We start from the raw sequence: 13,757 nt of genomic DNA, 5'->3' as shown, positions 1-13,757 counted from the left end.
CTTTCATAAAAATGTTAGTTATATCTGACAAAAAAACGCCATTGAAACGAATTCCAGATTTGGAATGAGATTCGCTTCATGGCGTTTCTTTTTAGTTTTCAAAGTATAAATTATATAATCTTTGGATCTCTTCTTTCATGGAAGCGACTACCGATTCTGGTCCAAGAACCTGGATGCCATCTCCCAAAGACATGATCCATCCTAAAAACTGGTTGCTGATGGCGACGTTTACCGTTGTTTTGACATGCTGATCATCGACTTTTGAGATTGGAATATCTTTTCCGAAACGATCGATCAAAATGCCGATTTTTTCGTTTTCAGCCATAAGTGTAACTTGAGTTTCCTTGCCCCCAAACATTCCAAATAAGCTTTTGGTGTAGTGAGGCATGTCAAATTCCTTGAAATCCTCTTCTCCTTGCCTTCTTTTTTCGATCACGGATACATGAAGCATCTTGTCCACACGATAGTGTTTGATCTTTTTCTCCTGGTCATCATAGGCGACAAGATAATAGTTTTCATCGTCCCACATCAAGGCCCAGGGGCTGACCTGGTAAAAGGCACCATTTTTTCTTAAGGTCATTTCTTTGTGAATGTTCCACTGGAAATATTGGAATTCGATCTGGCATTCCTTACCGATGGCTTCGTGGATCTGGTCGACATTATAATATATGTTTTCGTTGATCGTTTTGACTCTTCCGGCAATCACGACTTGCCTTTGGAGTTTTTTTCCTTCGTAGATGCTTACCAGACTTTCCAGTTTTTTAATTAATTCCTTGGATTTTTTATCGGTGATAAATTTGGCAGACTGGACAGAGTCAACCAGCAGTTTTAGTTCAGGCAGTTCAAATTCACGGCTGCCAATATGATAGAAAAAGTTTTTCCCTTTCTTTTCGGCAATGATATCCATTCCGAATTCTCTTAATTCTTCAATATCTGTATAGAGTGTTTTCCGATCCGCATTGACGCCTTCCGTTTTCAGGTTTTCTATGATTTCGGCCATGGTCAGGCCATGTTCGTCATCGGTTTTTGATAGAAAAAGCTGTGCCAGGATCAGCATTTTCAATTTTTGATGTTCGCCTTTTCGTACTTTTGACATAAACCATCCCTTCTTTTATTTAGAATACCATAATTTTTTAGCCTTCTAAACGAATATTATCCTTTCGTGCATAAAATTGTCCTCTTATTCCAACTGGCTTGAGCGGTATTTAAAAAGCTGATTTTGTATAGATGCCAAAGGAGGAGAAACCGTGAACAAAAAGTTTATTAAACTCTCGGTCAAAGTGGAAAAAGAGGCATGGGACAAAATGTATCAAAAATATGGAGAAGAAGTCTATGCTCAAAATGAAAAAGATGAGTTTGTGTTAAAGGAGCCTATCTATAATGAAAAAGAACTCGTAGAACATGGAATCACTAAAAACAGGCGAAAGAAAGGCTTGGTCTCTGGAGAGCTATATGTGGATCTTTTAGGGCGGATCGTCTATGTCAAGGATAAACCGATTCATCTCTTGCCATCGGATTTTCAAGTCTTGATTGAATTGTTGGAGAAAGCCCAGAAAGTTGTTTTAAGAGAGACTTTAATGGCTGTTTTAGAGTCCCGGCATCAACAGATCATTCAGGACAATGCGGTGTCTGTACATATTCGGCGGCTTCGAAGAGACCTGGGCAGTGCCCACTGCATACGCACCATACATTTGTCTGGATATATGTGGACAAGGGAGGTAAAAGCGCTCTGGGAAGATGAAATCTAGTGATTTTAAGGCATGAAACGTTTGAAAATTACGCATGTGACAGATATAATAGAGTCCGTGTGGAGGAAATTTTATGTCAAATCGATTTGATTCAAAAGAAGTTTTTATCGAGCGTTATAAACAAGAAGTATCTGAAACATACGGAAGAGATTTTGAAGAAACATATCCAGCGGAGAGATATCAGGTTTTGGGAAAAATGATTCGCGATTATGTCGGAATCAACTGGAAAGAAACCAAAAATGCAATCAAGAAATCCGAAACGAAACAGTTATACTACTTTTCAATGGAATTCTTGATGGGAAGACTTTTCACAAGCAACCTTATGAACCTGGGAATCTATGACCTGGTCAAAGAAGGTCTGGAAGATCTGGGCATGGATATCAACGAAATGGAAGAAATGGAAAGCGATGCCGGATTAGGAAATGGCGGACTTGGCCGTTTGGCTGCCTGCTTTATGGATTCTTTAGCCTCTTTGAATCTGGCAGGGCATGGGAACTGTATCCGTTATCACTATGGATTGTTCAAACAAAAAATCGTAGATAATGAGCAGGTGGAACTTCCTGACTGCTGGTTAAAGAACGGTAATGTATGGGAAATCTGGAAACCGCAGCATGTTGTTCAGGTGGCTTTTGGCGGACAGCTGGATGCCTATATGGATTATAATGGAAAATTCCGTTCCAGCTACCGTCCGGATTTTGTGGTCCGGGCCGTGCCGTATGATGAACCGATCATCGGATATCATACAACGACAACCAACACTTTGCGTCTTTGGGATGCCGAAGTGGATGAAAACTGTGTTCAGGCCGGTGATTTAAATAAATATTTGAACGATGTTACTGCCATTACAGCCAATGTCTATCCGGACGATTCCACAGAAGAAGGAAAACAGCTGCGTTTAAAACAAGAGTATTTCTTTGTCTGTGCCGGTATCGACCAGATCATTCGCAGTCACTTGCGTGTATATCCGTCTTTGGATAACCTGGGAGATAAAGTTGCGATCCAGCTGAACGATACGCATCCTGTTTTGGTGATCCCGGAACTGATGCGGGTCTTACTAGACCACTATGATTATGAATGGGATCAGGCTTGGGATATCGTAACCAAGACAGTGGCTTATACAAACCATACCGTTATGTCGGAAGCCCTGGAAAAATGGCCGCAGGAAATGATGCGTACGCTGTTGCCAAGAACCTATATGATCATTGAGGAAATTGACCGCCGCTTTAAATATGAAGTGGATCATAAAGGAATGGGACACGTTTGGAGCAATGTGGCCATCTTAAAAGAAGGTCAGGTACATATGGCGCATCTTGCCATTGTGGGAAGCCACAGTGTAAACGGCGTTGCCAAACTTCATACCGAGATTTTGATTCACGATGTAATGAAAGATTTTGCCAGTCTTTATCCAGGACGTTTCAACAACAAAACCAACGGGATCACACATCGCCGCTGGCTGTTGTATTCCAACCCGCAGCTTGCCTCTCTTTTAGAGGATACGATTGGAGATTCGTTCAAGACCAATCCGGAAGATCTGGAAAAATTGAACGAATTTGTAGATGATCCAATCATTCAGAAACGCTTTATGCAGGTAAAACTGGAACGTAAGAAGATCTTAGCCGATTATGTGAAAAAGACATTGGATATCGATATCAATGTAAATTCCATCTTCGACTGCCAGGCAAAACGTCTTCATGCCTATAAACGTCAGCTTTTGAATATTTTCCATGTTATGCATCTGTACTTCAAGATGAAAGAGGAACCAGGATTCAGAATCTATCCTCGTACTTTCTTCTTCTCAGCCAAGGCCGCTGCCAGCTATGCGTTAGCTAAGGAGATCATCAAGCTGATCAATATGGTTGCGGAAAAAGTAAACAACGATCCGGAAACCAACCAGTATTTGAAAGTTGTCTTTATCCCGAACTATTCCGTTTCTGTTGCGGAGATCTTATTGAATGCCGCCGATGTCAGCGAACAGATCTCTACGGCAGGAAAAGAAGCCAGCGGAACTGGAAATATGAAGTATATGATGAACGGAGCCCTGACTTTAGGTACTCTGGATGGAGCCAACGTAGAAATCGTAGAACGTGTCGGATATGACAATGCGGAAATCTTTGGACTTCGTGTTGAAGATATCGAAGAAGTCAAGAGAGAAAATTCCTACAACGCATGGCATATCTATCATGAAAATTATCGTGTACGGCGCGTGATCGATTCTTTGAAGAACGGAACATGGTCATCCAATCCGGATGAATTCCAGCTGATCTACAATGATTTACTGTTGAGAAACGACGAGTTCTATGTATTGGCCGACTTTGATGCTTATGTATATGCACAAAGACAGGTAGAGGCTCGTTACCGTGATGAGTCCAGCTGGGCGCGTACAATGTTGATCAACATTGCCCAAAGCGGTTACTTCTCCAGCGATAGAACGATCAAAGAATATGCCGATCAAATCTGGGGATTAAGACCGATTCCTTTTAAGAAGTAAAATCGAACTGCTCATGAAGGGCAGTTCTTTTTTATGGTATAGTATAAGAGAAATGAGGAATGCTATGAAAAGAATACTATTGTTGGGAGCGACAGGATCCATTGGAACACAGACGTTGGATGTGATTTCTCAGCACCCGGATCTTTTTGAACTGGTGGGGGTATGTGCCGGAAATCAGTCGGCTTCGCTGAAAAAAATTGTGGAAGACTTTCCAACGATCAAAGTTGTGGGAATCGCCAAAGAAGATGATACGGAATTTGCCTGTGATCAGGTCTATCGCGGATCGGATAATATGATCCAGTGCATACAGAATTGCGATTACGATCTGCTGGTCAATGCCGTTGTGGGATTTCGAGGCTTGGAGCCCACTCTGGCATCTTTGAAAAAGGGAAAGGATGTTTGCCTGGCAAATAAAGAAAGTCTGGTCGCAGGTGGAGTGTTGGTTCGTAAGATGCTTCAGGAGACCCATACGCATTTATATCCGATCGATTCAGAACATTCTGCGATTTTTCAATGTCTTCAGGCGGGCAAACATGATGAAATCAAGCGTTTGATCATCACGGCTTCCGGCGGCAGCTTCCGCGATAAAAGCCGGGATCAGCTGAACACGGTGACGGTAAAAGAGGCATTGTCACATCCCAACTGGAATATGGGGAAACGGATCACGATCGACAGTGCGACCATGGTCAATAAAGGTTTTGAAGTCATTGAAGCGCATTTCCTTTTTGATCTTCCTTATGATAAGATCTCGACGGTACTTCATGCGCAAAGTTTGATTCATTCTATGGTGGAGTTCCAGGATCAGGCGATCATTGCGCAGCTGGGTTCGGCAGATATGCGTATGCCGATTCAATATGCCATGTGTTATCCAGATCGTCCTATCCTTCATGAACAACATCCTCTGGATATGACAGAAACCTTGACTTTGGATTTTAAAAAAATGGATTATGAGCGGTTTCCAATGTTGAAACTGGCCTATGAGGTGGGCCGAAAAGAAGGAAATCTGGGGGCTTGTTTTAACGGAGCGGATGAACAGGCGGTACTTCTTTTCCTGGAAGAGAAGATTTCTTTTACACAAATCGAAGAAAGTATTCAAAAGGCGGTAGAAGCTTGTGAATATATCAAAGATCCGAATCTTGCTGACTTAAAAGAAACCGACCGGAAAGCCCGTCAGTTTGTACGAAAATATTGGGGGCTGGAAATATAAATGTTTTTGGGGTAGAATATAATTTGGTTATGACTATGTTAGGAGTGATGGATCGATGAAAAAACGGATCGCATACGGTATTGCTTCAGCGGTGGCTTTGTCCTCTTTAGGAACGCCTGCGTGGATGGCATACGCTCAATCAGAAACAGTAACACCAGAAATGGAAGTACAGAAAGTAGAAATCAAAGAACCGCAGGATTTTGTCGATCTGTATTGCTCGTTGAAATTAGAAACAAAGGACGAACAAGGAAATATCCAAGTTTCGTATACCGTGATCCAAGCAGCGGACCGGGAAAATTATCTGCAGATCCTGGATGGAAAGAAAATCTATGATGAACTCGATGAAACGATGAAAGAGGAAATCAACAGCTTACTTTTCCATACGGAGATTGAACCAGAGAAATCCCTGGAAAAAAATTATGAGGATCTTTATGCCGAAGCTTTAGGCATCCAGGAACAAGTTCGAAAAGAAGAAGCGGAAAAACCGGAAACAGATACACCGGAAACAGAGAAACCGGAAACAGATGTGCCGGAGACAACAACGGAAACAGAAAAACCTAGTGAAGATGTTGTAGAAGAGCCAAAAGAAGAGGCATCGAAGGAAGAATCTACAACGCTTGATAAAGAAGAAACTGAGGAAGTGGAAACAAACAAAGAAGTTCAAAAACCAGTTGTGCAAACCGTTGAAGAAAAACCTGTAGCCATCTTGAATATAGAACCGACAGTTTCTGAAAAAGTGGAAGCACCAAAACCGGAGACTTCTGTTTTGATGGCAACTGTAAAGACAACGCCGGCAGAAAAAGTCGAAGAGACAGTAAAAGTACAGCCGGTTGTTCAGGAACAGAAAACGGCATTGAATCAAATGGATGGTGATGTTCAATCGTTTGTCAAAACGTATTTGACCGATGCCAATGGAAATCTGTATACCAGTGCCAATGCGTACAACTATCAGCAGATCCTTTCGGGAATGACAGCGTATACCAGCTTATCCACTGCCAAGGTATCGCAGTTGAATTCTTACCTGGTGGCCAATGGAAGTCAGCGCTACTTCTCTCTGGTTACACAGGCACAGAATATTGAAAATGGAAAAGTTTCCTTAACGCCAGGCAATCGTGTCCATACATCTACTTCCAGTGGATTTGGATTGTATGGAGCCTTGTTGACGCTTTCCGGAGTTGGCTTTGGATTCTTGTTTAAAAAATCAAAAGACAAAAAACAAAAGGTCGTTTCTTAAAACGATCTTTTTTCATATGAAAACTTTCTTTCTTTGTATATTAAATTTCTGTATAATATTATGGTAGATAGGAAGGCATGTGATAAAAAGATGGTAATCAAAGATTACAGTTTAAAAGATTTAACGACTGCCTATTTTCAAAAGAAGTCACAGCTTTATCGATCTGGCGGTTATAAAAATGCCAAGTATCTCAAAAGAAATGGAAAAGACTATCAAACCCATCTGTTTGGATTTTTAATGGATCTGAATATTTGTCTTTTGCCGGTATATATCTGGGTCATTGAATTTTTGTTGATATTGTGTGGAATCGTTCCACCGAATTTCTTTGACCTTCTTTTCTATATTATGTATGCGCTGCTGTTTCTGGTCAGTGTATTGTTGCTGCCGATTTTTTCAGCACGCTGCAAGGGACAGTCTTTTGGATATGTGTATACCGATTTGAAGCTGGTCAACCGGGATAAAAAAGAAGCGTCGGCCTTGAAAGTGATTTTTCGACAAATGGTCGGCTTTGGAATTCCGCTGATGGTCTTTGGTTTCTTTTTTGAGACCCTGGGAATTCTTCTGTGGTGGCTGATCAACGGTCTGGTGGTATTGATTACGCCTCATCAACAAACTTTGGTGGATTTGATTTTTGGGACGGTAACGGTTCGGGAACCTCAAACCGATATTCGTTTTGAAAGGCAGAATGAACCGGTTCGAAATGCGGAGATCTGTCCGATCGACCTGCATGTTCGCTCCAATTACAGTGATGATTCATCCAACGATGTAGAAGAGATCTTCAAGGAAGCTAAACAGCTTCAAATGGAGACGATTTCCATTACCGACCATAACTGCGCCAGAGCCAATGCGGCCGCTTCCCGTTTTGCCCCGCTGTATGGCATTCAGTATATTCCAGGCGTTGAAATCGATGCGCAGCATCGTTCCACGCGCCTTCGTGTGCTGGGGTACTATATCGACTGGTCTAATGAGATCTTTGATGATCTGGAAAGAGAATCCTTGATGCGTGAGAAAGAATTATCGATTGAACGTGTCAAACGATTTGAAAGATTGGCGGGTGTACGAATTGATGTGCAGGGAATCATGGAAAACTCACGATTCCAGACCATTACACCGACCGATATCACCAATATGGTTTTCAATAATGAAAAAGTTCGTAATTTACCGCTGGTAAAACCCTATGTGGATAAATACGAACCAAAAGAAGCGATGCTACGTTTTAGAAAAGATATTTTTGGTAAAGGCGCCCCTTGTTATGTTGAGGCAGATTATCCAAATGTCAAGGATATGATCGATGCGATCCATGAAGCGGGAGGCATTGCGATTTTGTCCAGCTGGCATTTAGACAGAGTCAGTGATGAGTTGATTGAAGAAGTCATGGCTTTGGGTATGGACGGCATCGAGTGCTTCAGTCCGGATATCCATGAAGATACGACCGCTGCTTGTATTCGCATTGCGCAGCAGCATAAAGCCTTTATTTCCTGCGGAAGTGACTATCATGGAAAGGTAAGGCCGAATCGTCATCTAGGTGTGACAAAATGTCCGCAAAAAGCATTGCCGCTGATTCGTATTTTTACTAAAGCCGCATAGAAATCTACTTGTTTTCAACCGCCGAGTATCGTATAATACAGGCATTCAAAGGCTGAGAAGAGAAGAGTACTGTTACTTAGATCCAAAGAGAGCAGCAAGCGGGTGTAAAGCTGTGTTCGAAAGGACAGGAAGATGGACTTGGAGCCGTTCTTTTGAATCGTTAAAAAGAAACGTTGCCGGCGTTAACGGATAATAAGGTGCATTTTATGCATAAACTAAGGTGGTACCACGAAGCTTTCGTCCTTGGATGAAAGCTTTTTTGTATGAGGAGGAACAAAAATGGAAAATAAAGGACCTTTTTATTTAACGACTGCGATTGCCTATACATCAGGGCGTCCCCACATCGGAAATACATATGAAATTATACTAAGCGATGCGATCGCGCGCTTTAAAAGAGCACAGGGGTATGACGTGTTCTTTCAGACGGGAACCGATGAACATGGGATCAAAATTGAAGAAAAAGCGAAAGAGGCCGGGGTTTCCTGCCAGGAATTTGTCGATGAGATCTCGCAGAAGATTCGCTCAAACTGGGATCTTATGAATACAAGTTATGACTACTTTATCCGTACAACGGACAAAGATCATATGAAACGCGTTCAAAAGATCTTTAGAAAGCTCTATGAACAAGGCGATATTTATAAAGGTGTCTATGAAGGATGGTATTGTACACCCTGCGAATCTTTTTGGACAGAATCACAGCTGGTCGATGGAAAATGTCCAGACTGCGGCCGTCCGGTCCAAAAGGCAAAAGAAGAAGCTTATTTCTTGAATCTTCAAAAATATGCCGATCGTTTGATTCAGTACATTGAAGAACATCCGGATTTTATTCAGCCGGAATCCCGCAAAAATGAAATGTTGAACAATTTCCTGCGCCCGGGACTTCAGGACCTGTGTGTTTCCCGTACTTCATTTAAGTGGGGCGTTCCTGTTGATTTTGACGAAGGACATATCGTGTATGTATGGATCGATGCGCTTTCCAACTATATCACTTCATTAGGCTATGAGGCCGATGGTGAAAGCGGCGAAATGTATAAGAAGTATTGGCCGGCAACACATATCATCGGAAAAGATATTTTACGATTCCATACGATCTACTGGCCTATTATTTTGATGGCTTTAGGAGAACCACTTCCAAAGAAAGTTTTTGGACATCCATGGCTTTTGATCGGGGATGGCAAGATGTCTAAATCCAAAGGCAACGTGATCTATGCCGAAGATCTGGTCCGCCATTTTGGTGTGGATGCCGTTCGTTATTATTGTCTTCATGAAATGCCGTTTGCCCAGGATGGAACGATTACCTGGGAACTGGTCGTAGAAAGAGTCAATTCCGACCTGGCCAATATTTTAGGAAATCTGGTGTCACGTACGATCGCCATGTCCAATAAGTATTTTGGAGGAAAAGTTTTAAATCCGGGGGTTTGTGAAGAAGTGGATCTGGATCTAAAGGAAACAGCGATGAGCACGCTTCCAAAAGTAGAGGCAAAAATGGAAGAACTTCGTGTAGGTGATGCCTTAGATGAGATCTTTACTTTGCTTCGCCGTTCTAATAAGTACATTGACCAAACCATGCCGTGGGCCCTTGCCAAGGAAGAAGATAAAAAAGATCGTCTGGCAACGGTCTTATACAATCTTTTAGAATCCATTCGTATCAGTGCAGTGCTCTTAAAGAGCTTCTTGCCGGAAACGGCCGATACGATCCTGAATTATCTGCATACGGAAAAACGTGATTTTGATTCTCTTCAGGAATTTGGACAGTTAGAGACGGATATCGTTGTAGAGGCAAAACCGAAAGCTCTTTTTGCCCGTATCGATGAACAAAAATTTATGGAAGAGCTCAATAAAGAGCTGGAAGCACAAAAAGCACCAAAGAAGAAAGAATCCAAAGAAGAGATCACCATTGATGATTTTGGCAAAGTGGAATTAAAGGTAGGAACCATCGTTCAATGTGAAAAACATCCTAAGGCTGATCGCTTGCTTGTGGAACAGGTCGACATGGGTGATGAGATCCGCCAGATCGTCAGCGGCATTGCCGGAACGTATAAGCCGGAAGAATTGATTGGTAAACAAGTGGTTGTCGTGACCAACTTAAAACCAGTTAAACTTCGCGGCGTCGACAGTAACGGAATGATCCTGTGCGCAGCGGGTGAAGAGGGGTTGTCTGTTGTGTCTCCTGAAAAAGAGATGCCTAATGGAACTGAAGTCCGTTAATGACCGATAAACAAAAAGCTCTGTTTCGGCAGCTTCAGGTCGTTGTTTTGGGTCTTGTGATCGGTGTGGGAGGTTTGATTGCCGATTATACGCCTTTTGTCATCATAGGAATCTGTGTATTTATTTTTGGAACGATTCGATGTTGTTTCTTTTGGAAGCTGTTGAAGAAAATCGAGGATGAGGATATAGAATAGTCTATATCCTTTTTTCATGATATATTTAGACCATGAAAAACTTTATAAAAGAATTTAGCCAGGGGTTGTATGATGCCCTTGAAAAAAGCGATTCTCCCAATTGTTTCAGCTTGGAGGAAATCGAAACCTTTGCCTGGGACTTGTTCCGTTCTTTTATCAATAAAACGGCTGTTTTTATGGGGATCTTTATTGTTTCGGCTTATTTTTTCATGCAAGGGAAATCGGTTTCCCAGTGGCTGGTAACGGCCATCATCTTTTGGGTGGCTTGGCTTTTATCGACCAGTGTCGTACTGAGGTTTTATAAAGAATGGAATTTGCGGAAAAAATAAAGCTTTGGGTTGTAAATGAAAAATCTTTGTGCTTAAATAGTAATGCATTATCAAGAGTTGGGGAAGAGAGTTAGCTCTATGATCCCATGCCAACCTGATATCTGCCGATATTAAGGTGGCCCTGCTAACGACGATAAGAAGTATAGAGCTTGATACATACTTCTTAGGAAGTATGTTTTTTTATGGAGGATTTTATGAGAAATTACATTTTTACCAGTGAGAGTGTGACCGAAGGCCATCCAGATAAGATCTGTGATCAGATTGCCGACCGCATCGTTGACGCGGCTTTGGAACAAGATCCGTATTCCAATATGGCTGTAGAATGTACCATCAAAGATGATTTTGTTCTGATTTATGGGGAAGCCAATACCAAGGCAACTATTGACTATGAAAGAATCGCTCTGGATGAAATCAAGCGTATCGGCTATACGGAAGACTATAAAGTGCATATCGTTGTCAACGAACAGTCTCCAGAGATCCACAATGCGGTAAACCGCGATGAGATCTGTGCGGGTGACCAGGGAATCATGTTTGGATATGCCTGTGACGAAAGCCGAGAATATATGCCTCTTTCTATTTATTATGCACATAAACTGGCTCGTCAGTTGACAAAAGTGCGCCGCCAGAACCCACTGCTTAAACCCGATGGAAAAACACAGGTTTCGGTAGAATATGAAAACGATGAGATCAAACGGATCGACACGATCGTCGTTTCGACACAGCACGATGCCAAGGCAACCCAGGAAGAAATTCGCGAATTGATCATGAACGAGGTCATCAAGCCAAGCATCAATGAAAAGTTTTTGGATGAAAATACGAAATACTTCATCAATCCAAGCGGAAGCTTTGTCGTAGGCGGTTCTTTTGGGGATTCTGGAACGACAGGACGAAAAATCGTTTGCGATACATACGGCGGAAGAGGCCGCATTGGGGGAGGATGTTTTTCCAGTAAAGATCCTACCAAGGTTGACCGCAGTGCCGCCTATTATTGCCGGTATGTTGCCAAAAGCCTGGTCGCCAATAAACTAGCAAGACGGGCAGAAGTTCAAGTCAGCTATGCGATTGGAAAAGCAGAACCGATCTCGCTGTGTGTGGATACCTTTGGAACTGGAATCATGGAAGATGAGAAACTCTTGGAAGTGATCGAGAAAAACTTTAATTTTGATGTCAATAACATCATTCAGGAACTGGATCTGCGCAAACCGATCTATCATAAAACAAGCTGTTATGGACATTTTGGGGATCCGCAGTTCACCTGGGAAAAAATCAAGAAGTTGGAGTATTAGAAGCATAAAAGTGCTTCTTTTTTATATAAAAAAAGGCGGATCTCCGCCTAGTAGCTTTCTAAGTCATCAGGGAACGTGACATGATTTAGCTGATCAAAATCCTGGATCTGACAGGAAATGGTAAAGTCGATGTCCTCGGAAGCGGAATCGATATTCTGAACTCCCTGGATGTGCAGGGAAAAGTAAGTCAGAATATCCTCTTGTATCGTTGCCTTCAGGGTGGCAGAGTCAATGGATACAGAACCATAAGAATCTAAAAGCGTTGAAAAGATTTGATTGTCTAATTCAAAAGTATAGTCATTATCTTTGTGCGAACTTGATTGCACAAGCTGTGTTAATTCCTCGTCAGTAAAATTCATGAATGGATCGTATACCGATATCTTCTGGTCTTTCTCTATGCCCAGATTGGATAGAATGCTTTGCGATTTTGTCCCCATGGAATTCAAGTAGGTCTTGCCTTCTTTGATATAGAAATTGAGAAAGTCTTCCTGACGGTTTTCGCCGGCTTTTAAATCGGTTGTCAGCGCGAGTTCCAGATTTCCGGTTTGGCAAAGCTGCATATGGATGGAAATGGAGGAATCGTCCATTTCAGGCATGCTGAGAGTTCCTTCGATAGTGGCTGAATCCGCATCTAAGGTATTATGAAAAGCTTGAAAGAAGGTTAGGATATCGTCTTCGTTTTTGGAGTTGCATCCGCTTAGGCAAACGCAAAGACAGATAAAACACAAAAGTGATATAATTTTTTTCATAGAGAACCTCCTGTTTTAGTATTTTATAAGGTTTTCTAAGGGAAGTCAAAAAAGGAGAACCATATGATTTTGGTATATTTTAAAGAAGGATCGAAGAATAAAAACATCGTGGAACAACTTTTAAAGGAATATGGTGAAGAATTTAAAGAAGTTGGAGACAATCATCTGGAACAAACCCTGGTTCAGGTTTTTTCAAATCAGGATGAAGCGGTGTCCAATCAGAAATATGAGGACTTTTTGTTTCTGGACACGATGAAACCGGAAACGATCCAGCAATTTGCCAGGGAATTAAATCAAAAGGGAGTTCATATAGGAAGAGTGGCCGTTCGGACGGAAAACAATGTGTCATGGAAACTTGGAGATTTAATGGAGGAAGTGGATCAGGAATTTCGGTATTTTCTGTTACGGGATCGGCTTTATGAACTGGTATCACATCCGGATAAAGAAAGATTGGAAAAGGATCCGTCGTATTTGAAGTTGATGTCCAGCATATATGCTCTGATCGAAGATCCAAAGACGCCCTATGAAGACCTAAAAAGAGCTTTGGTGATATTAACTGAAAAAAAATAAAATTATTTTAAAAAAAATGCTTGCGCCAAATGCGCTGCCATGCTAATATAAGTGAGCACTTGTCAAAGGACAAGTTTCATATACATGGCGCGTTGGAGAAACGGTTAACTCACATGCCTTTCACGCATGCATTCACGGGTTCGAATCCCGTACGCGT

12 protein-coding genes and 1 other annotated feature are annotated in these 13,757 nt (G+C 41.9%); of the genes, 10 read left to right on the top strand and 2 right to left on the bottom strand.

What is annotated here, in order from left to right; translation table 11 throughout:
* Nucleotides 1-91: 91 nt before the first annotated feature.
* Entirely contained in the window at nucleotides 92-1,096 is a 1,005-nt protein-coding gene (locus Q0K03_RS05115; protein WP_297238413.1) for a WYL domain-containing protein, read from the bottom strand.
* A 151-nt stretch (nucleotides 1,097-1,247) separates the two neighbouring features.
* Here Q0K03_RS05115 and Q0K03_RS05110 point away from each other — a divergent pair, with 151 nt between their 5' ends.
* From Q0K03_RS05110 to metK, 9 genes are all read left to right on the top strand, one after another.
* Complete coding sequence (locus Q0K03_RS05110) at nucleotides 1,248-1,748, top strand: winged helix-turn-helix domain-containing protein (RefSeq protein WP_297238411.1); 501 nt, start codon at nucleotides 1,248-1,250, stop codon at nucleotides 1,746-1,748.
* A gap of 73 nt (nucleotides 1,749-1,821) precedes the next feature.
* A complete protein-coding gene (locus Q0K03_RS05105; RefSeq protein WP_297238408.1) occupies nucleotides 1,822-4,236 on the top strand; it encodes a glycogen/starch/alpha-glucan phosphorylase in 2,415 nt (804 codons plus the stop codon).
* Nucleotides 4,237-4,300: 64 nt separating this feature from the next.
* Entirely contained in the window at nucleotides 4,301-5,443 is a 1,143-nt protein-coding gene (gene dxr, locus Q0K03_RS05100) for a 1-deoxy-D-xylulose-5-phosphate reductoisomerase (RefSeq protein WP_297238406.1), read from the top strand.
* A 55-nt stretch (nucleotides 5,444-5,498) separates the two neighbouring features.
* Nucleotides 5,499-6,677 (top strand): hypothetical protein, encoded by a 1,179-nt coding sequence (locus Q0K03_RS05095; RefSeq protein ID WP_297238404.1) that lies wholly within the window; start codon nucleotides 5,499-5,501, stop codon nucleotides 6,675-6,677.
* A 60-nt stretch (nucleotides 6,678-6,737) separates the two neighbouring features.
* Nucleotides 6,738-8,264, top strand: a complete 1,527-nt coding sequence (locus Q0K03_RS05090; RefSeq protein WP_297238402.1) for a PHP domain-containing protein — start codon at nucleotides 6,738-6,740, stop codon at nucleotides 8,262-8,264.
* Nucleotides 8,265-8,309: 45 nt separating this feature from the next.
* Nucleotides 8,310-8,512, top strand: a binding site (T-box leader).
* Nucleotides 8,513-8,543: 31 nt separating this feature from the next.
* Complete coding sequence (metG, locus tag Q0K03_RS05085; RefSeq protein ID WP_297238400.1) at nucleotides 8,544-10,472, top strand: methionine--tRNA ligase; 1,929 nt, start codon at nucleotides 8,544-8,546, stop codon at nucleotides 10,470-10,472.
* Nucleotides 10,472-10,666 (top strand): hypothetical protein, encoded by a 195-nt coding sequence (locus tag Q0K03_RS05080; RefSeq protein ID WP_297238398.1) that lies wholly within the window; start codon nucleotides 10,472-10,474, stop codon nucleotides 10,664-10,666. The genes metG and Q0K03_RS05080 overlap by 1 nt, the downstream gene beginning before the upstream one ends.
* Nucleotides 10,667-10,698: 32 nt before the next feature.
* Entirely contained in the window at nucleotides 10,699-10,995 is a 297-nt protein-coding gene (locus Q0K03_RS05075) for a hypothetical protein (protein WP_297238397.1), read from the top strand.
* Between the two features lie 194 nt (nucleotides 10,996-11,189).
* The gene (gene metK, locus Q0K03_RS05070) at nucleotides 11,190-12,281 is read left to right on the top strand and encodes a methionine adenosyltransferase (protein ID WP_297238395.1); all 1,092 of its coding nucleotides are present in this window, start codon (nucleotides 11,190-11,192) and stop codon (nucleotides 12,279-12,281) included.
* A gap of 47 nt (nucleotides 12,282-12,328) precedes the next feature.
* Here the strand turns inward: metK and Q0K03_RS05065 are convergent, their stop codons facing one another.
* Nucleotides 12,329-13,030, bottom strand: a complete 702-nt coding sequence (locus Q0K03_RS05065) for a hypothetical protein (RefSeq protein WP_297238394.1) — start codon at nucleotides 13,028-13,030, stop codon at nucleotides 12,329-12,331.
* 63 nt (nucleotides 13,031-13,093) lie between these two features.
* Here Q0K03_RS05065 and Q0K03_RS05060 point away from each other — a divergent pair, with 63 nt between their 5' ends.
* Complete coding sequence (locus Q0K03_RS05060; RefSeq protein ID WP_297238392.1) at nucleotides 13,094-13,600, top strand: DUF3783 domain-containing protein; 507 nt, start codon at nucleotides 13,094-13,096, stop codon at nucleotides 13,598-13,600.
* Nucleotides 13,601-13,757: the final 157 nt, after the last annotated feature.

This window comes from uncultured Faecalicoccus sp. (assembly GCF_944327125.1).
In the GTDB taxonomy this organism is placed as follows: domain Bacteria; phylum Bacillota_I; class Bacilli_A; order Erysipelotrichales; family Erysipelotrichaceae; genus Faecalicoccus.
The sequence above is the reverse complement of the archived record's forward strand: the minus strand, read 5'-3'. Positions and strand labels throughout refer to the sequence as shown.